Annotated in this window: 19 protein-coding genes and 2 pseudogenes; 6 read left to right on the forward strand and 15 right to left on the reverse strand. The window is 33.9% G+C overall.

Features of this window, described 5'->3' with window-relative positions; genetic code table 11:
- Nucleotides 1–324 precede the first annotated feature (324 nt).
- The 5 genes from CWS01_RS16265 to CWS01_RS16285 all read right to left on the reverse strand — a co-directional run bounded on the left by CWS01_RS16265 (nt 325) and on the right by CWS01_RS16285 (nt 6,107).
- Nucleotides 325–1,275, reverse strand: a complete 951-nt coding sequence (locus CWS01_RS16265; RefSeq protein WP_101178229.1) for an NAD-dependent epimerase/dehydratase family protein — start codon at nt 1,273–1,275, stop codon at nt 325–327.
- 287 nt (nt 1,276–1,562) lie between these two features.
- Entirely contained in the window at nt 1,563–2,444 is an 882-nt protein-coding gene (locus tag CWS01_RS16270; RefSeq protein WP_101178230.1) for a MurR/RpiR family transcriptional regulator, read from the reverse strand.
- Nucleotides 2,445–2,744: 300 nt separating this feature from the next.
- A complete protein-coding gene (locus CWS01_RS16275; RefSeq protein ID WP_101178231.1) occupies nt 2,745–4,016 on the reverse strand; it encodes an MFS transporter in 1,272 nt (423 codons plus the stop codon).
- 117 nt (nt 4,017–4,133) lie between these two features.
- A complete protein-coding gene (locus tag CWS01_RS16280) occupies nt 4,134–5,522 on the reverse strand; it encodes an aminotransferase-like domain-containing protein (RefSeq protein ID WP_101178232.1) in 1,389 nt (462 codons plus the stop codon).
- A 393-nt stretch (nt 5,523–5,915) separates the two neighbouring features.
- A complete protein-coding gene (locus CWS01_RS16285; protein ID WP_101178233.1) occupies nt 5,916–6,107 on the reverse strand; it encodes a hypothetical protein in 192 nt (63 codons plus the stop codon).
- A 167-nt stretch (nt 6,108–6,274) separates the two neighbouring features.
- Between CWS01_RS16285 and CWS01_RS16290 the strand changes: the two genes are divergently transcribed.
- Nucleotides 6,275–6,820, forward strand: coding sequence for a TetR/AcrR family transcriptional regulator (locus tag CWS01_RS16290; RefSeq protein ID WP_101178234.1), 546 nt, complete (start codon nt 6,275–6,277; stop codon nt 6,818–6,820).
- Nucleotides 6,821–6,908: 88 nt separating this feature from the next.
- On the opposite strand, the pseudogene CWS01_RS16295 reads toward CWS01_RS16290, so the two are convergent.
- The 3 genes and pseudogenes from CWS01_RS16295 to CWS01_RS16305 all read right to left on the reverse strand — a co-directional run.
- Nucleotides 6,909–7,280 (reverse strand): annotated as a pseudogene (locus tag CWS01_RS16295) (aldo/keto reductase); the annotation flags it as partial.
- Nucleotides 7,281–7,422: 142 nt separating this feature from the next.
- Nucleotides 7,423–7,569, reverse strand: a complete 147-nt coding sequence (locus tag CWS01_RS16300; RefSeq protein WP_407938576.1) for an aldo/keto reductase — start codon at nt 7,567–7,569, stop codon at nt 7,423–7,425.
- Between the two features lie 259 nt (nt 7,570–7,828).
- Nucleotides 7,829–8,380, reverse strand: coding sequence for a TetR/AcrR family transcriptional regulator (locus CWS01_RS16305; protein ID WP_101178236.1), 552 nt, complete (start codon nt 8,378–8,380; stop codon nt 7,829–7,831).
- Between the two features lie 227 nt (nt 8,381–8,607).
- Here CWS01_RS16305 and CWS01_RS16310 point away from each other — a divergent pair, with 227 nt between their 5' ends.
- The 4 genes from CWS01_RS16310 (at nt 8,608) to CWS01_RS16325 (ending at nt 11,400) form a co-directional block, all read left to right on the forward strand.
- A complete protein-coding gene (locus CWS01_RS16310; protein WP_101178237.1) occupies nt 8,608–9,363 on the forward strand; it encodes a carboxymuconolactone decarboxylase family protein in 756 nt (251 codons plus the stop codon).
- A gap of 18 nt (nt 9,364–9,381) precedes the next feature.
- Nucleotides 9,382–10,128 carry an SDR family oxidoreductase gene (locus tag CWS01_RS16315; RefSeq protein WP_101178238.1) on the forward strand — a complete coding sequence of 249 codons (747 nt, stop codon included), beginning with the start codon at nt 9,382–9,384 and terminating at the stop codon, nt 10,126–10,128.
- Between the two features lie 33 nt (nt 10,129–10,161).
- Nucleotides 10,162–10,572, forward strand: a complete 411-nt coding sequence (locus CWS01_RS16320) for a cupin domain-containing protein (protein ID WP_101178239.1) — start codon at nt 10,162–10,164, stop codon at nt 10,570–10,572.
- Between the two features lie 102 nt (nt 10,573–10,674).
- Entirely contained in the window at nt 10,675–11,400 is a 726-nt protein-coding gene (locus tag CWS01_RS16325; RefSeq protein WP_101178240.1) for a RibD family protein, read from the forward strand.
- 278 nt (nt 11,401–11,678) lie between these two features.
- On the opposite strand, the gene CWS01_RS16330 is transcribed toward CWS01_RS16325, so the two are convergent.
- From CWS01_RS16330 to CWS01_RS16365, 7 genes are all read right to left on the reverse strand, one after another.
- A complete protein-coding gene (locus CWS01_RS16330; protein ID WP_101178241.1) occupies nt 11,679–12,026 on the reverse strand; it encodes a VOC family protein in 348 nt (115 codons plus the stop codon).
- A gap of 280 nt (nt 12,027–12,306) precedes the next feature.
- Nucleotides 12,307–13,104, reverse strand: coding sequence for a methyltransferase domain-containing protein (locus CWS01_RS16335; protein ID WP_235852092.1), 798 nt, complete (start codon nt 13,102–13,104; stop codon nt 12,307–12,309).
- A 435-nt stretch (nt 13,105–13,539) separates the two neighbouring features.
- Complete coding sequence (locus tag CWS01_RS16340) at nt 13,540–13,848, reverse strand: hypothetical protein (RefSeq protein WP_101178243.1); 309 nt, start codon at nt 13,846–13,848, stop codon at nt 13,540–13,542.
- A complete protein-coding gene (locus CWS01_RS16345) occupies nt 13,815–14,630 on the reverse strand; it encodes a ParA family protein (protein WP_101178244.1) in 816 nt (271 codons plus the stop codon). The genes CWS01_RS16340 and CWS01_RS16345 overlap by 34 nt, the downstream gene beginning before the upstream one ends.
- A gap of 775 nt (nt 14,631–15,405) precedes the next feature.
- Nucleotides 15,406–16,518 carry a GGDEF domain-containing protein gene (locus tag CWS01_RS16350; RefSeq protein WP_235852093.1) on the reverse strand — a complete coding sequence of 371 codons (1,113 nt, stop codon included), beginning with the start codon at nt 16,516–16,518 and terminating at the stop codon, nt 15,406–15,408.
- Nucleotides 16,519–16,876: 358 nt separating this feature from the next.
- Nucleotides 16,877–17,794 carry an iron-hydroxamate ABC transporter substrate-binding protein gene (locus CWS01_RS16355; protein ID WP_101178245.1) on the reverse strand — a complete coding sequence of 306 codons (918 nt, stop codon included), beginning with the start codon at nt 17,792–17,794 and terminating at the stop codon, nt 16,877–16,879.
- Nucleotides 17,795–18,404: 610 nt separating this feature from the next.
- Nucleotides 18,405–18,785: a hypothetical protein gene (locus tag CWS01_RS16365; protein WP_101178247.1), complete on the reverse strand. Its 381-nt coding sequence runs from the start codon at nt 18,783–18,785 to the stop codon at nt 18,405–18,407.
- A 206-nt stretch (nt 18,786–18,991) separates the two neighbouring features.
- On the opposite strand from CWS01_RS16365, the pseudogene CWS01_RS16370 reads away from it, so the two are divergent.
- Nucleotides 18,992–19,351: pseudogene (locus tag CWS01_RS16370) on the forward strand (type I phosphomannose isomerase catalytic subunit); the annotation flags it as partial.
- Between the last annotated feature and the right edge of the window lie 108 nt (nt 19,352–19,459).

The raw sequence follows: 19,459 nt of genomic DNA on the forward strand, positions 1-19,459 counted from the left end.
TATTATTATATTTGTTCAATTAAAATACTAAGAGCAGACACTCCCTTTGCCATTCCTTATTAAGCTAACCTCCGATGGTTACATAAAAAAAAGGGTTACTATTATTTAAGGAAAGCTCCGTTAGCTTAAGTACACGACTTCACAATTTTTCTAATGACATAACAAAAATCGCGAACTTCGTGTTGAAGAAACTGCCCTTTTTCGTTCTTAAATAAAATATTAAAATTTTAAGGAAAAACAAAGCGAAAATAAAAAACTGATCCAAAAGAATCCTCATTCAACGATCTTTTGGGTCAGCACTATCTAATTATTAGAATTTATCAGCTAGACACTAACAATATTTCTTTCAATATAACTTTGAATACTTATTTCAACTGTTTCTTGTGTCGAATATTTAGGTTGATAACCAATTAATTTTTTTGCATTTTCAATGGTGTAATATCCACTTCTAGCAATATGGTAATAGGTATGCTCCGTTTCCTTTTCATTACCTATATACTCACACCATTTTTCCCAAGACAAAAACTTAATCTGTGGTTTTTTGTCAAAAAATTCATACATTGCCTTAGCATAGCCATATAAAGTGAAGGAATCTTCTGCAACAGCATGAAAACTTTCTCCTAATGCCTGATTTCTATGAATAATAGCTTTAAAAAACATTTGTGCAACATCATCGGCATGAACATGATGCAATGTTTCCATACCAAAATTAGGTATATAGATTTCTTCCCCTCGTGCTATCTTCTCAAATACCTCTGTATTTGTGTTTCCATATGGATTAATGATTAACCAGCCCGGTCCCGAAATTTGTCCGGGCATAATAATTGTCGCCGGGAAACCGTTGATCCGATATTGTTCTTTTAAATATTGTTCACTATGAAATTTATTAATACCATAATCATCTAAGGGCTCCTTCAAACAATTTGGATCGGCAGATAATAATTCAGCTCTGCCGTGAGCCCATATAGATGAGCAAAACAAATAATGAGATAATTTCGTTCCTTTTAAAGTTTCCACCATTTTCTTTGTATCTTCGACATAGAAATTGATTAAATCAACGACAATATCTGGATTCATTTCTGCAATCTTTTTTGCAAAATCCTCGTCCTTCTCTCTATCTAAAATAACCCTTTCAACCTTATTCCAAGCCCTATCATGAACATAAGGTTGACTTTGACCTCTGGTAACATTTATTACTTCATACCCTACTTTAATTAACTTTGGAATTAAATATGAACCTATATGACCACTACCACCAGTAACTACAACCTTCACAAATCATTCCTCCTTTTATTCTGCATTTACAATTTAGCAGACTAGAAATAAAAATGATATATCTTCAATTAATTTTGAAAGCCTTTTCTATTTTTATCTCTTTTTTTATAGAAAAAATGTAAAAAGTTTTTTATCATTTCAAGCGAGAAGACCCCCATTTCCAGGAACGAAGAGAGTAGGTGGGGGTAGTTCAATTATAAGCTTATTGAATGGAGGATTTTCTATAATAGAAATACCCAAAATAAAAGTTTCACTATCGCAATCTTTTTTTTATGTAAAATAGCTTTTTAGTTCTCTTCTTCTTGAATGATCTGATTTTTAATTTGACGAGATTCAGTTTGTTGGGCTAATTTAACTTTAAAATCATAGTTATTATCATATTTAATAGAGAATAAGCAAGAGTATAGGATATCTAAAATAAGAGAAATTGATTCAATGGAAGCAAACCCTGCAATTTTTGAATAAGATTTTTCTCTTGTTGTGACATGCAATGTTACGTCAGCAAGTCTAGCTAGACTGTTTTCACCTATACTTGTAATGGCAATAATGGGGACTTGATTCATTTTTAAGTAATGAACTGTTTCCAATAGTGAAGAAGACTCCCCAGAATAAGAAATACAAATTGCACAATCACTTGATGATGTCATAACAGCTTCTTGATACATCATACTTTCCGTAGGATTAGTATCTGCTTTTTTTCCAATATGTCTTAATTTATATACAAATTCTTGTCCTAAAAAAGTTAAATTCGAAATAGTAAAGACTTTCACTTCCCTACTTTCACTTAAGATTCTTACTGATTTTTGTAATGAATCATGATTTATTAGAGATAGAGTATCTTTTGCACTCTCAATATGAATATGTGTAATTTTACTGGCAATATTCATAATAGAATCTTGGTGTGTAAAGGGAGTGTTTGCATCTAAATCTTTGAAATTTGTTTTTAAATAACCAACTTCTTTAAGAAAAGCCTTTTTCAATTCATTCCAACCATTAAATCCTAATTTTTTAGATATTCTCACTAAGATGGAAGGAGAAGTAAATGTCTCACCAGCAATCATGGTTGTAGAGTATTCATCTATAAGTTCCTGTTTTTTTATAATAAAATCTAAGACATTTCTTTCGCTATGAGAGAACTTTAAATTCTTCATTTTCTCTTGCAATAACACTATTATCACCTTTTCTATTGAATATGGAATTGAACATCTTTTATAATTTATGTATTAAAAATACAAAGATAAATGTAAAGCATCTCTTATCTGACGGATATATTTTAAAAGAATAAAATCGTTGATTAATTTGATATTATTGTTAAATATAATAATTAAAGTTTTGGAGTGTTTTCACTTATTCTAACCTGTCTTGTTACTTTAAGTACATTTTTTCACTTCTTTATACAGGACTGCTGACTACTAAATTAAAAAGACGACTGCTCATAACGAACAATCGCAATTTACTGGAAATCCGGTTTATTTTTTTCCTCCACGTGCCCATATCACCACTGGAATTAGTAATAAGGACAAGATCCCTCCTACTAATGATAAAGTTGGATAACTTGAACCTGCTACAATCATTCCAGACAACGCCCCACCAGCAGCTCCTGACAGGGCAATTAAAACATCAACCGTCCCTTGAGTTTTTGCCCGTGTGGAAGTATCGGTTGAATCAACAATAAGCGCGGTCCCGCTTATTAAACCAAAATTCCATCCTAATCCAAGTAAAGAAAGAGCGATTATTAGAAGAACCATAGAGTCACCTGGTGCAAAAGCTGATATTAAACCAGCCAATAGCAATGTAATTCCAGAAGCAATCGCCATCGCGGCACGCCCTAACTTATCAACTAGGATGCCTGTAATAAGGGAAGGGAGATACATGGCACCTATATGGAATCCGATAACTAGACCAACTGCACCCAATCCATGACCATGATGTCTCATATGAACTGGTGTCATTGTCATAATTGCTATCATAACAATTTGAGTAAGAACCATAATGGTTGCACCAACCATTACACCTCTTTTGTTTTCTGTATTTTCTGTTAATGATAATTCGCCTTTATCTTTAAATTTTTGGTTGGCGGCTTCAATGCTTCTTGCTATCATTAATGGATCAGGACGAAGCATGACGAAAAGGACAACTCCTGCTAAAATATAGGCGGTTGCTGCTAAAATAAATGGACCTGCAAGTGACGGAACACCAATTGAAACAGCAAAGTCACCCATTACATTTACTAAATTGGGACCTGCAACTGCACCAAACGTTGTAAAAACCATTGCAGTACTAATAGCAGTGGCCCGCTGTTTACGATTTGCTAAATCCGTTCCAGCATATCGAGCTTGTAAATTTGTTGCTGACCCCGCACCATAAATAAGAAGAGATATAAATAATAGAATAATACTATTTATAATTGCTGAAAGTATAACTCCTATCGCTCCAATTCCACCAATGATAAAACCAGTTGCCAGACCTGTACGGCGTCCATAACGTTGAGAAAATCTCCCGACGAATAAAGCTGCTCCTGCTGATCCTAAAGTAAATAAAGAAGAAGGTAGTCCAGCAAAGGCATCTGTACCAAGCATTTGCTGTGCAAGGAGTGCCCCCACAGTAACTCCTGCTGCCAGACCTGCACCACCAAAAATTTGTGAAATGCTTATAATGAATAAAGTGCGTTTGTATAACCATTTCTGTTTTTCAGAAGAATTCATGTAGCTTTGCAGCCTATCTGATTGTACATCTAACATATTAGTTAACCTGCCTTTCAAGTTATTTGTATTTATTAAAAAAACCACTAACTAGTTTAAGTCATCATAACATGTATAAAAAAACCATACAATAATACAATTGTATGGCGAACAATATTAATTAAGATTGTCTAGCAAACGTTTAAGGATAATCAATCCTTGTTCAAGTTCTTCGAGTGTTTTTGGTGCACATACAGAAACCCTTACCGCCCTATCTGGACAACTATTGCCAACTACAAATCGTTCAGCCGCATAAACCTGTACCCCATGCTTGGCAGCTAACATTTCAAAGTCAGCGCCTGTACCCTTTCCCGGTAACAGCAACCAACGAAAGATTCCTGTCCCGTCTCCTAGGCATGTATAGTCTGACAAATATTGATCTAGTATTTGGTTTCTGAGTATGTTTTGTTCCCGATGCCTCTCAATTAAGCCTTCAAACTGATTCGATACAATCGTTCGTGCTGTAAGTTCCGCCAATAACGGAGAAACCGTTATATTTAAATTATAAAGCGCCTTGGAAATTGGATCCTTATATTGGCTTGGCACAGCAACATAGGCTAGACGTAGTCCTGGAGCTAATGATTTAGACAAACTTGAAATATAGATAACCTGTTCTGGGGCAAATGATGCTAAAGCTGGAATTGGTTCTTTGTTGAGAAGATGGTAAGATGCATCTTCAATCACAAACTGTTTATACTTTTTGGCAATTGCTGCTATCTTTTTCCGATTCCCAACAGACATAAAAGAAGCCGTAGGATTATGATAATCTGGGATTAAGTAAATGCCTTTGATATTATCATTTTTACAGGCATCTTCAAAGGATGTTGGGCTCATTTCATAGTTCTCTGATTTTATCGGTACTATTTGTACACTAAGCATTGCAGCAACCGTTTTTAAGCCGGGGTACGTATGATCGTCCACACCAATTCGATCTCCAGGCTTGCAAAGACTTGCCAATGTAGCAGCAATCGCATTTTGACCCCCATTTGCAAATAAGATGTGGTCAACTGTTGTTTCAAAACCACCTCGTCGGATTAGCTTTATAGCAGCATCCTTTTGCCAAAGGCTTTCGCCTGCACGATCATATCCAAACCATTTTTCATAATCTGCTTCTTGCAGCATACTTCTAAGTTGGAGTATCAGTGGTTCAAAAGAAGCATTATCTGGTAATGTTGCACCCATTTCAATTAAATGCTTCGGCTTTGTATCTTCAAGTAAATATGCATTTGATAACGCATCATACGATACAAATGTACCGCTTCCAACAGATGCACTTAACAAACCTTTCAACTCACAAACTTTAAAGGCCTTTGAAATGGTACTCAAATTTAAATCCAAATAATCAGCCAGTTCTCGCTGTGGAGGAAGTTTGGTTCCAGGTAATAAAACGCCCTCTAATATATCATGTTCCAAATGTCTTGCCAGTGCTTTATAAATAGGCTTTTCAGTTTTAGCAATTGATGGCTTCCAGCTCATCGGGTAGTTTTCAAAAGAATTAATCGGCATGATACACACCTTTTTTAATCAATTATATGATTACTCCATTTATAAAATCAATTGTTATCTCACTTAATAAATCGATGTTGCCAATTGCATCTTAGTGAGCTAATCTGTCCGTTAGTTTAAGTTGGAATTTTCATAATCTCTTTACTATATTATTCAATAATACGTCCTGATTGTCGAATAGGATGATTGGAGTTTTTAACTTTATTATCATAAAACAGTTAAAATTAATATTATTGTTAATATTAGTAAAATTTAGTATAATAAAAGTCTCCTATATTTATATATGCCATCCCCCTTTTTCTGCAGAAATAAAACTATAAAATTCTACGCATTCATTTTTTTAAAAAAAACAATCTATAATAATAGTTAAAAAATCAAGCCAACTCCCCTAAATCAGGCCTTTTTTTCCATCAATTCTTGCATAATTTCTAATTCTGCAGCTTTTATGAATTCACTCAAAGAGTCTGCAGCATCTCTGGCATTAACCTTTCCATCTTTCATAAGAGCACCTATTGTTGTCATCGCACGATTCATTCGCTCTGAAACAATATACTCCTTATTTTCTTCTCTAACTGGATTTACCAAGTTCCGTTCTGACGCACATACTTACCTTTATGATCAGTGATAATTTCTTTACCATCTTCTTCGTTCACTAATTTAACTTGGCAGTATGTATAAAAATAAACCTTGTGACAATATTGAACACTTGTGTATAATTAGTAATAGTTGATAATTAAAAGTTGGTGATTAAAATGGCTAAAATAGATAGAAGAATTTTAAAATCGCAGGAAGCGATTAAAAATGCACTGATTGATTTAATGTCTGATAAAAAATTTGATAACATTACAATACAAGATATTTCCGACAAGGCAAATGTAAGCAGAGGAACTATTTATCTTCATTACTTGGATAAATATGATCTGTTGGAAAAGCTTATCAAAGAACATATTAACAATCTCCGTGAATTATGTGAAGCCACCGCAGATGCAGAATACAGTGAAGCAAATTTGCCTTGGTTCAAATATCTTGAAAGCAATTACCTGTTTATCTCTACTATGCTTGAAGGCAAAGGTGCCACCTACTTCCGCAGCCAATTTCATGAGTTTTTGATAGAAGAATTCAAGGATGAAGTGGCTGGATCAAAAGGAAAAAATGCCGAGTTGCATGAAGAGGTTATTCTTCAGTTTATTGTGACGTCCTATGTTGGTTTAGTGGAATGGTGGATCAATAATGGCATGCCAATTTCACCAGAAGAAATGGCATTACAAGTGGGAATCTTACTAGAGAGAAATTTATAAGTGGCTATCTAAAAAAATGGTTAACGCGATGGTTAACCATTTTCTTAGACCGAAATAACAACAAATATTAGATATCTTCCTATTTCTATTATTTAAATCCAACTATCGGGTGAGGAACATATGGCTCTTCCAGGAATCCTATTTCTTCAGGGGTCAACCTAACAGATAGAGCAACTACTGCATCTTCTAGATGTGACATTTTCGTGGCTCCTATTATTGGGGCTGTTACCGGCTCCTTTTGCAGTACCCATGCAAGCGCAACTTGTGCACGAGGAACTCCGCGATCTACTGCAATTTTTGCAACCCTTTCAATTACTAACTTATCTGCCTCTGCATAAGTTGAGTAGAAGGCTCTTCCAGCATCATCGTTCTCTGACCTTGCAGTTGATTCATTCCAATTACGGGTCAATCTTCCTTTAGCTAATGGACTCCATGGAATGACACCAATTTTCTCCTCTTTGTAGATTCGATTCGTAAAATGAGCTTTCATCACTTCTCACGACCTATCCAGAACGTTTGTTCGTTTTTATTCTAGCGAATCTATCCCATTCTGTCATTCGAAAAGACTTGGAAAACAAAAAAAGGAGCGCTTCATCCCCCGCCTACTCACTTCGTTCTTTGAGGTGGGGGTCTACTCGCTTAAAATGATAAACCTTTGTCGCAAGGACGATCTCATCCCTATTGGCATAGTCTTTTAATGCACGACCTACAATTTCCTTGCTAGTTCCGTCTAAATATACAATTGCCACTTTTATAGGATTTCGTTTTGTTAATCTAGTATGTTTACTGCTTGCCTTCTTTATTTTATGTAGAGCTAACCTTCATGGGAAATTGGAAGTGTTAAGAGAAAAAACTCATTCTGTTTAACAAAAGTATTATTCCCAAACAAAGACAGGTTATAGTTATATCCTGTCTTTGTTTATGAATTATTTACTTTATTTATAGGAAATAAATACACTTCCGTGAGCAATCCTTACTCAACTTCCTGAGTTGGATACGAGAAGGTGTCTAAAAATTTCTATCTAACAAAATCCCCATTTGTTCTGCCACGACTTGAGTCGGTTCAGATAATTCATTGGTGAACCATGCTTCTACTATCTCTACTATTGCTGCTCCAAAAAACTTAAGAATTAGATCCTTACTTAATCCTTGATTTTGCTCTTGATTCACATCTACTTCAGCCTCTAACTCCTCGATAACAAACTTTAGAAATTGACTGCGAAAAACAGGTGCTCCTTTACTCACAAACATAGAGGAAAAGAAGGAAGAATTACGTTCAAAGTATTCAAACCACATCAGATTCCCCTCAGTAAAACTTAACTCAGATGCCGATTCACATAGTTTCCTTAATTCGTTAATATGTTCTTCAATCAGTTTTTCCAGTAAATCATATTTATCTAAATAATGGAGATAAACTGTTCTCCGGCCAACATTTGCTCTATCAGCAATATCTTGTATCGTAATTTCATCAATAGCTTTTTCAACCATTAGCTCAATAAAAGCTTTTTTGATTGCTTCTTGTGATTTGATTACCCTTCTATCCACCCTACTTACCTTCATATCCAACTCACCAATCTTTCTTTATAACAAAATGCACAATTAGCCTTTATCTGTGCATTAAGACACAAATGGAGGGTAATTGGTCATTGTAGGTATTTTGATAATGTTTATAATTATACACATATGTGCGATATTACATCAAGATGTATTTATTTGTTACATCTTATTCAATCAACTATCTTCGCATAATAAAAGAGTAAATTTGATTCAAATAGGAGGGTTGAGATATGGACCGCATTGAAAAAAGCAAGGAAAAATTCAAACAACTTTTTGGCGATGGCATACCAGCAACATATTCTACTGATCCTGATTTTCAGGACATCTTAAGTCGGTTTATTTTTGGCGAAGTGTTCTATCAAGGGAAGCTAGATGACAAGTTGCGCGAACTAATCACTATAGTAGTTTTAACTACTAATCAGACGCTTCCACAACTTAAAGCACATGTTAGTGCGGCACTGAATATTGGTTTAACACCTGTAGAAATCAAAGAGGCTATTTACCAGTGTGCTCCGTATATTGGATTCCCTAAAACTTTGAATGCTATCAATGAAGTCAATGAAGTTTTTAAAGCGAAGAATATCGCTTTACCAATTGAAAGTCAAAAGACAGTAAATGAAGATAATCGTTTTCAAAAAGGGCTTGCAACTCAAGTAGAAATTTTTGGTGAGACAATCGCAAAAATGCGAGAGAATGCTCCGTCCAATCAAAAGCACATACAAGATTATCTTTCCGCTTTTTGCTTCGGAGATTTCTACACCCGTGGCGGACTTGATTTGAAAATACGGGAGTTGTTAACACTCTGCATTATAAGTGCGCTAGGCGGTGCAGAAGGTCAAGTAAAGGCACATGTGCAGGGCAACCTAAAGGTGGGCAATGACAAGGAAATATTGATCTCTACCATCACCCACTGCCTTCCATATATGGGCTTTCCAAGAACACTAAACGCATTAGCTTGCGTTAATGAAATGATTCCTGAAAATTAAGAAAGGGTGTTATTTATTATGTCTAATATTCAAGATAAAGTTGTCATTATTACGGGTGCTTCTTCTGGGATTGGAGAAGCTGCTGCAAAAGAACTTGCATCAAAAGGTGCTAAATTGGTACTTGCAGCGCGTCGTGAAGACCGTTTAAAGAAATTACAAGATGAGATTCAAAATAATGGCGGACAGGCTATTTATAAAGTGACAGATGTTACTTCTCGTAAACAAATGGAAGAACTCGCTGCCTTTGCTCTTAAGGAGTTTGGAAAAATAGATGTATTAGTTAACAATGCCGGAATCATGCCACAAGCTTTTCTTGCTGAAAATAAAGTGGATGAGTGGGATAAGATGATTGATGTTAACATTAAAGGTGTTTTGTATGCTATTGCTGCGATTGTTCCATCTATGAGAGAACGGAAATCCGGTCATGTTATTAATCTTTCTTCAGTAGCTGGACATAACATCTACCCTGGTGGGACGGTCTACTGTGGTACCAAATTTGCAGTAAAAGCCATTTCAGAAGGGTTACGTCAAGAAGAAGCAATGAGCGGCACGAATATCCGTGTAACGAATGTTTCCCCTGGAGCTGTTACTAGTGAACTTTTAGAAACTACAACAGACCCAGCGATGAAAGCAGGATTAGATGAATTTTACCAAATTGCAATTGATGCCAACAGCATTGCTCGTGCAATTGCCTTTGCTATTGAGCAACCATCTGATGTAGACATTAATGAAATGATTATTCGACCAACTGTTCAAGTTGGCTAATAATTAAAAAATTTAGTTATTGGAGGAAATAAAATGGCAAAATATGAAGAAGTAAAAAATGGCGTTATTTTTCCAGTGGGTGAAAAAAATGAAGCATATGCCCAATTTTTTGTGGGACAAAGTTATCTTAAATCATTAATTGCTGATCCTAAAGTGAATGTTGGTGTTGGGAATGTAACTTTTGAACCAGGATGCAGAAATAATTGGCATATTCATCGTGATGGATTTCAACTTTTATTAGTAACTGGTGGCGAAGGTTGGTACCAAGAAGAAGGAAAACCTGCTCAATTCTTAAAAGCTGGTGATGTTATTGTTACCCATAATGGTGTAAAACATTGGCATGGTGCTGCAAAAGACAGCTGGTTTGAGCACATTGCAATTACTGCAGGTACGCCGGAATGGTTGGAACCAGTAACAGATGAGGAATATAACAAATTAAAATAATAGTTCAGGATAAGAATTGCCCTGTTATACAGGGCTTTTTTATATCAATCCTAAGCATTAGGATGTGTTCCACGACTACTTTTTTAGAAAGGAGCAATATCTTTGGAAAGACCATATATAATTTGCCACATGCTGACATCATTGGATGGAAAAATTATTGGAGATTATTTGAAAGTGGAACGAGCAGGTGATTTTACAGATGTATACGAAAAAATCCATGAGCGTTACGGAACTAAAGCTTGGATGTGTGGTAGGGTTACCATGGAAGAACACTTTACCTTTGGACATAAATTAGACTTATTATACGAAAACATCCCATCTATCCCTAGAACCGATTACGTTGCAAACAAAAATGCTGAAAGTTATGCTATAGCAGTAGACCCCACTGGGAAATTAGGCTGGATGGAAAATTCCATCGAATCATGGAATGAGCACAGGACGGATGATCACATAGTACAGGTACTAACAGAGCAAGTATCTGATGCTTACTTAGCTCATCTGAAAAAAATAGGTATATCTTATATCTTTGGTGGGAAAGAACAATTAAATTTTACTGTAGTAGTACAAAAACTAAAGAAACTATTTTCAATTGATAAATTAATGCTAGAAGGTGGAGGTTTTCTAAACGGCTCCTTTTTGAATGAAGGATTAATGGATGAATTAAGCCTGATTTTAGTTCCAATTGCAGATGGTGCATCTAACTCTGTGACACTATTTGAAACAAGTACTTTTCTAAATAAACCGAAACCAGTAAATTTCTTCTTAAAGGAAGTCGAAAAACTAGATGATGGTGGATTATGGTTGAAGTATGTAACAAAACGAGAATAGTAATTTTCAAACGTTCAAACAAAAAAATTGTACACTTAGTATTGACTTCAGATCAAACGGAATGGTTAGAGCCAGTGGATGATGAATGGTATTAAAAATTATACTATTTACGAAAAAGCCAATCTTCCAAATATGAAGGTTGGCTCTTTCTATGTTGTGAAGGAAGTACTTAAACTAAATGTCACGTTAGCAATAAAGAAAAGGCTGCCGAAATAACAGCCATCAATCTGCCACTCTAGTACCCGTTCGTTCAACAAAATATGTATAATTACAACCCGTTATTTTTCCCATAGCTCAACTAGTCTACCTTCAGGATCTTCAATCCAAATAAACTTACCAAATTCACTAATCTCTTTTTCTTTTACAAGAGGTACACCAATTTGTTCAAGATGTTTAATAGCCTCGTCTAGATTATAAACTTGGAAATTTAACATCACTTGCTGTTCTGTTGGGAAATAGCTGTCATCTTCCGTAAAGAAAGAAAAGATAGTTTCATTTCCTGAATGGGGTTTGATAATAGTCCCATTCCAATTTTCTATTTCAATCTTCAACACTTCACTGTACCATTTTTTTATAGCATCTAGATTTTTAGCCCTCCAAAATATTCCCCCGAAACCTTTTATCATAATAATTATCTCCTTCACTTCTCTAATTTCATTAATTTTTCTATTAAATTAGAAATTCAACAAATAAAAACAAATTCCTTCTTCCTGCCTGTTAGCACAAAAAAAGGCTGCCAAAATAACAGCCATCAATCTGCCACTCTAGCACCTGTTCGTTCAAAAAAGAATTTTTTGAATTTCAGTTATAATCGGTTCATCAAAAGAAATCACATCAATATAGACATTCATAATTATCAATTTATATGAAGGGAATTAACTTTTGTTGGCGTCCTTCTTGGATAATTTATAAGCACCTTACTCCTTCAACAGCTAACATATACATCGTTAAAGACTGGGCATCCTGAACCATCCATTCCCGATATTCTTTTTCTGCCTTCAGATAAGCTTTTTCAGTAATGAAACCGTCTTTTTCCATTTGAATTCCTCTACTTGGCGCAGTATCAGCCCATATCCCCATACGATTTTGAAAATTAGGATAAGCTCTCGTTGTTATTTCGTGTTGGGGAGTGATAGTAATATCCTTCATACCAACTTTTTGAAACATTTCAAAAAGGTTATCGGCAATCGAATTATCCATACCTGCTTCCGAACGCCATTTTAAATAGGCAGAGTAAAAATGAAGCATACTGGAGGGTGGCTGTGGTTCCCATGAAATTTTTTCATGGTTATAATCAACCACTAAAATGCGGCCTCCAATTTTTACAGCAGATGTCATCATTTTTAATGCTTTCAATGGGTCGGATAACCATATTAATACCCGTGAAGAGGTAACAATGTCAAATTGTTGTTCATAAGGGAGATTATAGATATCACCTGTTTCAAAGAATAACCCTGGTGTTTCGCTATGAGCTTCACGTGCTTTCTCAATTAGTTTCGGGTTACTATCAATTCCTACTACACGTCCATTTGGACCTACTACTTCTGCTATTCCTCGTGTTATTGCGCCTGTGCCACAACCCACATCGAGGATTGCCATACCTTCCGTTAGTATTTCCGCAAGTCTTTGGTGAGAGTTTGCTAACGTTCTGGAATCTAATACGTTTGTTAACTTTCCTGATAACTCAGCTCGATTTCGAGCCATCTTTGTATCCATATAACTTCCCCTTCCCAACGATTAATGGCAATTTCCACTAAGTTTATTTTATCAATTAATATTGAGTGGTCTAATAAATAATAAACAAAAAATCGATTCCCAAATGGAATCAATAAGGTTGCACTAACCTTCCCGTTACTTTAAGTGTATTCTTTCACAATATCAATAAAGTAAAGCCTCCAAAGCACCTCTAAATTAGAATTTATAGTGTCTCATAAGACTTGTATTAAAATGCTTAACGTTGTAAACCCCTATTTAAAAGTGTAGAAATGAGATTAACTACAGGCGAAAGAATATGTGGCCAACTTTATAATGTTGATAAAGCTAACTGGAAATGCAATAGATACAAAACATATTATGACCATAAAAGAAATCTAATAAATAAACCTCGGCTAATTTAATATAGTCCGAGGTTTTCATGTCTTATAAAAGTCCTTTTTCTTGAAAATATGATTTTACAATATCGTTAACGATTTTGGATTTCCCACCACGGCCTAAACTTTTTGCTTGCTTATCGATAACATCAGCAACTTCGCTGTCAAAATAAATCCCTTTTAATATCGTTGTCAGTTCTTTTGCTGGATGTTCTTCCATCAATCGTTCTAATGGATCTACTTTTTCTTTAAAATTAACATCAGAATTAATATTAGAGTTAGTGCTTTCAGGTTTTTTTGGTGTTGCTACATCATTAAAGCCCATTAAACCATTTGATTTATTTCTATTTCTTGCCATCTCTGCTCAATCTCCTTTACTAAGTCAAAATAACGCTTTACAATATAATGCTTCGGATAAGATAAAGTTGCCGGAAGCCCAGACTTTCTTAATTCATCTGCAAAACGTATAGATCGTGGTATAACCGTATCAAACATATGCCAATCTTTATCCTCACATAATTGTCTACATTCCGTAATAATTTCACTATGAACGGTTGCTCTTGCATCCACTAATGTTGCAAGTATCCCTAGGATTTCAATATTTGTATTAATCTCTTGTTGCATTTCTTGAACGGCTTCTACAATTTTAATAAGCGAACGTTGTGAATACGGTTCTGGCTGAAACGGAATCATAACATAGTCAATAAACGCAAGTATATTTCCCTGTGTGGTACCTAATGTCGGTGGGCTGTCTACCAGGATAATATCATATTGTTTTCTCAAATGATCCACAGCATTTTTTAGAAACATGAATTTATCGCTTCCTTGATCTCTGCCGCTTTCTTTCAAATCATTTTCAAAAAATCTCATGTCATCATTACTAGGTAGTACATCAATATTTTCCCATACATTCACTAGGGTATGTTCAGCAGCTAATCCATCCATAAGTACATCATAAATAGTATCCTCGTAATTATCGGGATTCTTTCCAAATGAAACAAGACTGTTTCCCTGGTTATCCATATCAATGATTAAAACTTTCTTTCCCTGGGATGCCCAAACCCCAGCTAGATTAACTGTTAAGGAAGACTTTAAAACGCCGCCTTTATTTGTGCTACATGCTAATACCTTTGCACCCATTTTATATGCCCCTTTTTATTCTTTCTTCTTCTTTTAAACTGTATTTAACACCTTAATGAACAAGTCGTATTTGTTCTCTTCTTTGTTGTTTTTTTCTAAAAACAAATGATATAACTCTATGTCTTCATAAGAAACTTTCTTAAAGCCTTGCTCTTCTGACCATTCCGTTATATATCCATTTGTATGCTACAAAAAAGCTCTATCGAACGGAATATCGCCTATCCATTTTAAAATATTGTTTAGATAATCAGAATCAAATGCATTTGTTAAGGGAACAATTATAAATTACGTCCAGCATAACCCTCAATCATGGTTTTTCCAACACGTAAAATTTGTTCTTCCTGGCTAACTAAATGCTCCTTTTTTATTTATTCATAGAGAGATTATATCATATCTATCAAAATTCTATTAATAAAAAGATACAATTAAATTAAAGTTAATATTAATTATATACTTAATATTAACTTTAATTATCATACTAAAATTAATTTTAGTATGATAATTTTATTCACCTGCTATTTATTAATATTCTTGCTCATATAAAAGAAGCCCTCCTATTATAAAGAAGGTTCTCCCTTTAATTTTTCAATACATCATTATTAGATCTTCAATATCTTGATCATTTCTCCAATTATTTTGAGAACACCTCTATCGAATGCGGGTACACTTCATTTATAGAGGAAAAATAACGCAAAAAATGATTTGCATACTACCAATTTTACAAACGATTGTTCTTTTTTAAATAAACTATACGAAGTGTGTTTTCCTTTGGTTATTACTTGGCAATACACACTTTGTTTCGCCCCGAATGTTTTGCTTGATATAAAGCCTTATCTGCATCATCAATTATCTTATTGGTATCATATGTAGTATCTTGATAACAAGCCACTCCAATTGAAGTGGTAAGATGAATAGGCGTTCCTTTACTTAATATAAAAGGAGTATCTTCCACATTTTTTCTAATTCTCTCTGCTATTTCCACCGCTCTATCTAATGAACAATCTAACAATAATACCGTAAATTCTTCCCCACCATTTCTACTAACGATATCAAAAGATCTTGTACACCTTTGAAGTCTTAATCCTAATTCTTTTAGTACCATATCTCCTGCCGCATGGCCATATGTATCATTTACTTGCTTAAAAAAATCGATATCAATATAAAGTAAAGACAATTTTTGTTTATTTGTTTTCAACTCATTTACTAACTTATTAAACACTTCATCAAACTTCCTTACATTGTTTAGCCCCGTTAATTCATCTGTTGTTGATTCCCTTTGATATTTAATAAGTAATTTTTGACTTCTACGTATAGTTGCTAGAACATAAAAAGCTAAGTAAGCAGCTGAATATGATATGAGCCAGTATATAAATAATACTTTCAAAAGCAAAATATTATTGTTTACAAAAAAACTAAGTACAATTGAAAATACTAAATTATTGAATGTTATCATATAAAAAATGTTTACTTTTAAAGGAATATCTTTCTTTGAAAAATAAATAGCAAATAAAGTCACAGCTACACTTATAACAATGGCAAAATAGGAAGCTAAGCTTACTGATATAAAAAATCTTCCTATAATAGTAAAAAGCATGGAAATCAATGCTGCTGATGGACCGACATAATATGCCAGCAGGATAGTAGGAATAAACCTTAAGTCAATTAATGTATCTTCAACATGAATACTATAATACATAAGTATGTTACATAAAATACCTCCAAATAGACCTGCTAGTAATTTTAATTTAATAGGAGATTTAGAATGGAAGGAAAAGGAATAAAGAAGTTGAGAATAAAAAAACAAAAGGGAAACAAGTATAGCTAAATTAGCAAAAAATTCTTTAAAGATCATTTTCATCACCATAAGAAGCAAAATATTTTTTATCATTAATATTAAATCCAGTATCTTTTATATAAATAGAACAATAGAAAGAACTAATAAAAACTGACATGCCCATCATTGTTTATTATAGCAAAAAATCTTTACTATTAATAAATAGACCAATCAAAACTTCTAAATGTGATTAAAAAATTACTTAAGTTCATTTACTAAGCATAGTAACCCTATTTCTAAGAGGCGAAACCAGTAATTTTAAAGCAATAGTAGGTGCCTTGAAAAGCTTAATCAAGAGCAAAGATACGACTCCCGTCGCACAAAAAGGATGCCAATAATCTAATTGGCATCCTTTGTAGACAATATTCTATTTTATTTAATCCAAAGGAAGCAAGAGAGCCGTCCCCACTGCTTACTTTAAAAAGTTTTCCTTAAAGAACTTTAGTTGATATTCTAACGTTAATGGGTCGTTAAACAAGAATGCATTTCCATCTGCTTCAAACACATGGTTATTTTTCACAGCTGGCATTTGTTTATAGGTTTCTGTATTTTGATATGAACTATCTTGATCATTATATTTGCTAACTATTAAGTAATCACCAACATATTCGGGTAAAACTTCTTGAGAAAGCATATAATATCCATCTTTTGATGTCATTTCTTTTACTTTATCTGGCATTTTCAATCCCATTGCTTGATATAGAACCTCTGTCCCTCTTCCCCAACTATCACCAAATACACCTATTTCTTTTTCATAACTTTCAATAACGGAAACCGTGGCATCTTCCCCAATTTTCGCTTTAATTTCTTCTCCAGTTGCCTTTGCTTCTGCTTTAAAACTATCGATCCAACTCTGTGCTTCTTTTTCTTTATTGAGAAGCTTTCCAATTTCTAAGTGCTGTGTTAAATAATCTAATTTCCCATATGTATATGTTACAGTTGGTGCAATTTCTTTCAGCTTATCCAAATTTTTATTCGTACTTGCTCCAATGATTAAATCTGGATTTAATTCAATTATTTTTTCTAAGTCCTCATCTGAAACCACTTCTACATCTTTCAACTGCTCTTCGTAAATAGGACTCTGTTTCGACCAAGTCTCTACCCCTACTAGATTAACTCCCAAAGCCAGCACATCACCAGCATTTGTTAACGCAACTACTCTTTTTGGATTTGCCGGAACTTCAACTGGTCCATTTTCCGATTGATAGGTAATCGTATCTTTTTTCGTTTTCTTTGCTGAATCCCCTGTTGTTTCTTCAGTGGACTTATTGCCACAAGCACTAACTAAAAGTACTAGTAAAAGTAAAACTGGAATAAATAGTTTCTTCATGTTAACTTTCTCCCTCTTGTTTTGATAATGATTATCAATATCATGAAAATAATCATAATATCTTTTTAATTTTCTGTCAATAAGTTATTCTATATTTATAGAAGAAACTCGGATTATTTGACATCCGAACTGTTAAAGATGGAGATAATGAATGATTATCGACATTTAGAAATGTATACTTTATCTAACATAAGCCCCTTCTAAACTTTCTCCTACAACGATAATTTTTATATAGGAATATCAAAAACTATCGTTTATAGAAGGGAATGAATGCATTTATCTTGGATAAAAAAGATTTATATACAAATTATGCATAAAATAAGGTATATAAAATGCTTTAGTAGCAATACGACGTCCTACCTTACTCGTTCCACAGATACTAGCAACCTTATAAGGATTATCCATCATACACCACCAAATAAAGATAGTAACTATACGTTTAAATTCCCTTTCGATTCATATATTTCATTAATTCCAGGAGCTTCCCCGCTAGCCCAACAAGAAAAAGGGGTCGCTACAGCTATCCCTTTTTCTACATAAGCATCTGTTTGTCTCAAAAGATAATCATTATTTACAACAAAAAATACTGAATTTCTTTACCCTGTACTTTTTAGTTAGTAACTGACTTTCCCTTTTTTACCCCCTCAAATATAGTCATAACAATACTACTAATGCCAACAATGGCATCTAGAGCGCCAATGACAATTATCCAAATACTAGGAATCACAAAACCTACTATAATAAGACCTAAAAACGTCAACACTATAAAGGCTTGATAAATGGCAGAAATGATATTTAGAGCAAGATGATTAAAAAACGATAAAATCAAAGGTGGTAATAATAGTACTATTAGTGTTCCGAGAGACATCAAAAGATTTAGTGGTTCATCGAATGAAACAGTATTAGGACCTGTTGGATTTTTAGCAACTAATAATAAAGCAGAAATAGCTAATATCATAATCATTAAAACCATAGAAAGTCTTTTTACCATAATCGATACTCCCTTTTAATATTCCTTTTGCATTTACCTTTTATTGTAAAACTTCATAGGTGTTTTTTCCTTTTGAAAGAGACTTATCAAGTGTTGATAAACCGAAGCATGGGAACTACTTTTTCGATAAAGTAATTGACTATAAAAATGAAAATTTTCATCCTGAAAAGAAATGCCTACAATTTCCTCCTGCTCCTCTATACTAAATGCAGGTAAAAAGCCAATTCCCCATTTATTGGAAGCCCCTTTTCTTAAAACCCGTTTTTAAAGAAAGAATTTGGGGAGGACAGGCTTTACGAGAGATATTTGAATATGAAATTCCAACAGATCACACAGGGGAATGCTGGGCAATTTCTGCTGATCCAAATGGTCCTTCGGTGATAGAAAATGGCAAATTTGCAGGAATGACGCTCGACATTTTATGGAAGAAACACCCTGAATTATTTGGAAATCCTGAAGGAGATTTATTTCCTCTTTTAACAAAGATTTTGGATGCACATATGGATTTATCCGTACAGGTCCATCCAGATAATTCCTATGCGATGATGAACGAAAATGGTGAATTAGTTTTCATCATTGCCCTTCTTTATTAATATTAATGATAATATTTTACCTATCTAACAAATAGTTATAATATTATTTTTAAAGATAATAATAGTATTAAAATTAATATT

Source organism: Niallia nealsonii (genome assembly GCF_002835805.1).
GTDB classification, from domain to species: Bacteria; Bacillota; Bacilli; order Bacillales; family Cytobacillaceae; genus Niallia; species Niallia nealsonii.

What these genes read in the sequence shown, in the direction of transcription:
- CWS01_RS16275 (WP_101178231.1), bottom strand. Translation starts at nt 4,016, where the DNA reads ATGTTAGATGTACAATCAGATAGGCTGCAAAGCTACATGAATTCTTCT.
- CWS01_RS16280 (WP_101178232.1), bottom strand. Translation starts at nt 5,522, where the DNA reads ATGCCGATTAATTCTTTTGAAAACTACCCGATGAGCTGGAAGCCATCA.
- CWS01_RS16290 (WP_101178234.1), top strand. Translation starts at nt 6,275, where the DNA reads ATGGCTAAAATAGATAGAAGAATTTTAAAATCGCAGGAAGCGATTAAA.
- CWS01_RS16305 (WP_101178236.1), bottom strand. Translation starts at nt 8,380, where the DNA reads ATGAAGGTAAGTAGGGTGGATAGAAGGGTAATCAAATCACAAGAAGCA.
- CWS01_RS16310 (WP_101178237.1), top strand. Translation starts at nt 8,608, where the DNA reads ATGGACCGCATTGAAAAAAGCAAGGAAAAATTCAAACAACTTTTTGGC.
- CWS01_RS16315 (WP_101178238.1), top strand. Translation starts at nt 9,382, where the DNA reads ATGTCTAATATTCAAGATAAAGTTGTCATTATTACGGGTGCTTCTTCT.
- CWS01_RS16320 (WP_101178239.1), top strand. Translation starts at nt 10,162, where the DNA reads ATGGCAAAATATGAAGAAGTAAAAAATGGCGTTATTTTTCCAGTGGGT.
- CWS01_RS16330 (WP_101178241.1), bottom strand. Translation starts at nt 12,026, where the DNA reads ATGATAAAAGGTTTCGGGGGAATATTTTGGAGGGCTAAAAATCTAGAT.
- CWS01_RS16335 (WP_235852092.1), bottom strand. Translation starts at nt 13,104, where the DNA reads ATGGCTCGAAATCGAGCTGAGTTATCAGGAAAGTTAACAAACGTATTA.
- CWS01_RS16340 (WP_101178243.1), bottom strand. Translation starts at nt 13,848, where the DNA reads ATGGCAAGAAATAGAAATAAATCAAATGGTTTAATGGGCTTTAATGAT.
- CWS01_RS16345 (WP_101178244.1), bottom strand. Translation starts at nt 14,630, where the DNA reads ATGGGTGCAAAGGTATTAGCATGTAGCACAAATAAAGGCGGCGTTTTA.
- CWS01_RS16350 (WP_235852093.1), bottom strand. Translation starts at nt 16,518, where the DNA reads ATGATAAAAAATATTTTGCTTCTTATGGTGATGAAAATGATCTTTAAA.
- CWS01_RS16355 (WP_101178245.1), bottom strand. Translation starts at nt 17,794, where the DNA reads ATGAAGAAACTATTTATTCCAGTTTTACTTTTACTAGTACTTTTAGTT.
- CWS01_RS16365 (WP_101178247.1), bottom strand. Translation starts at nt 18,785, where the DNA reads ATGGTAAAAAGACTTTCTATGGTTTTAATGATTATGATATTAGCTATT.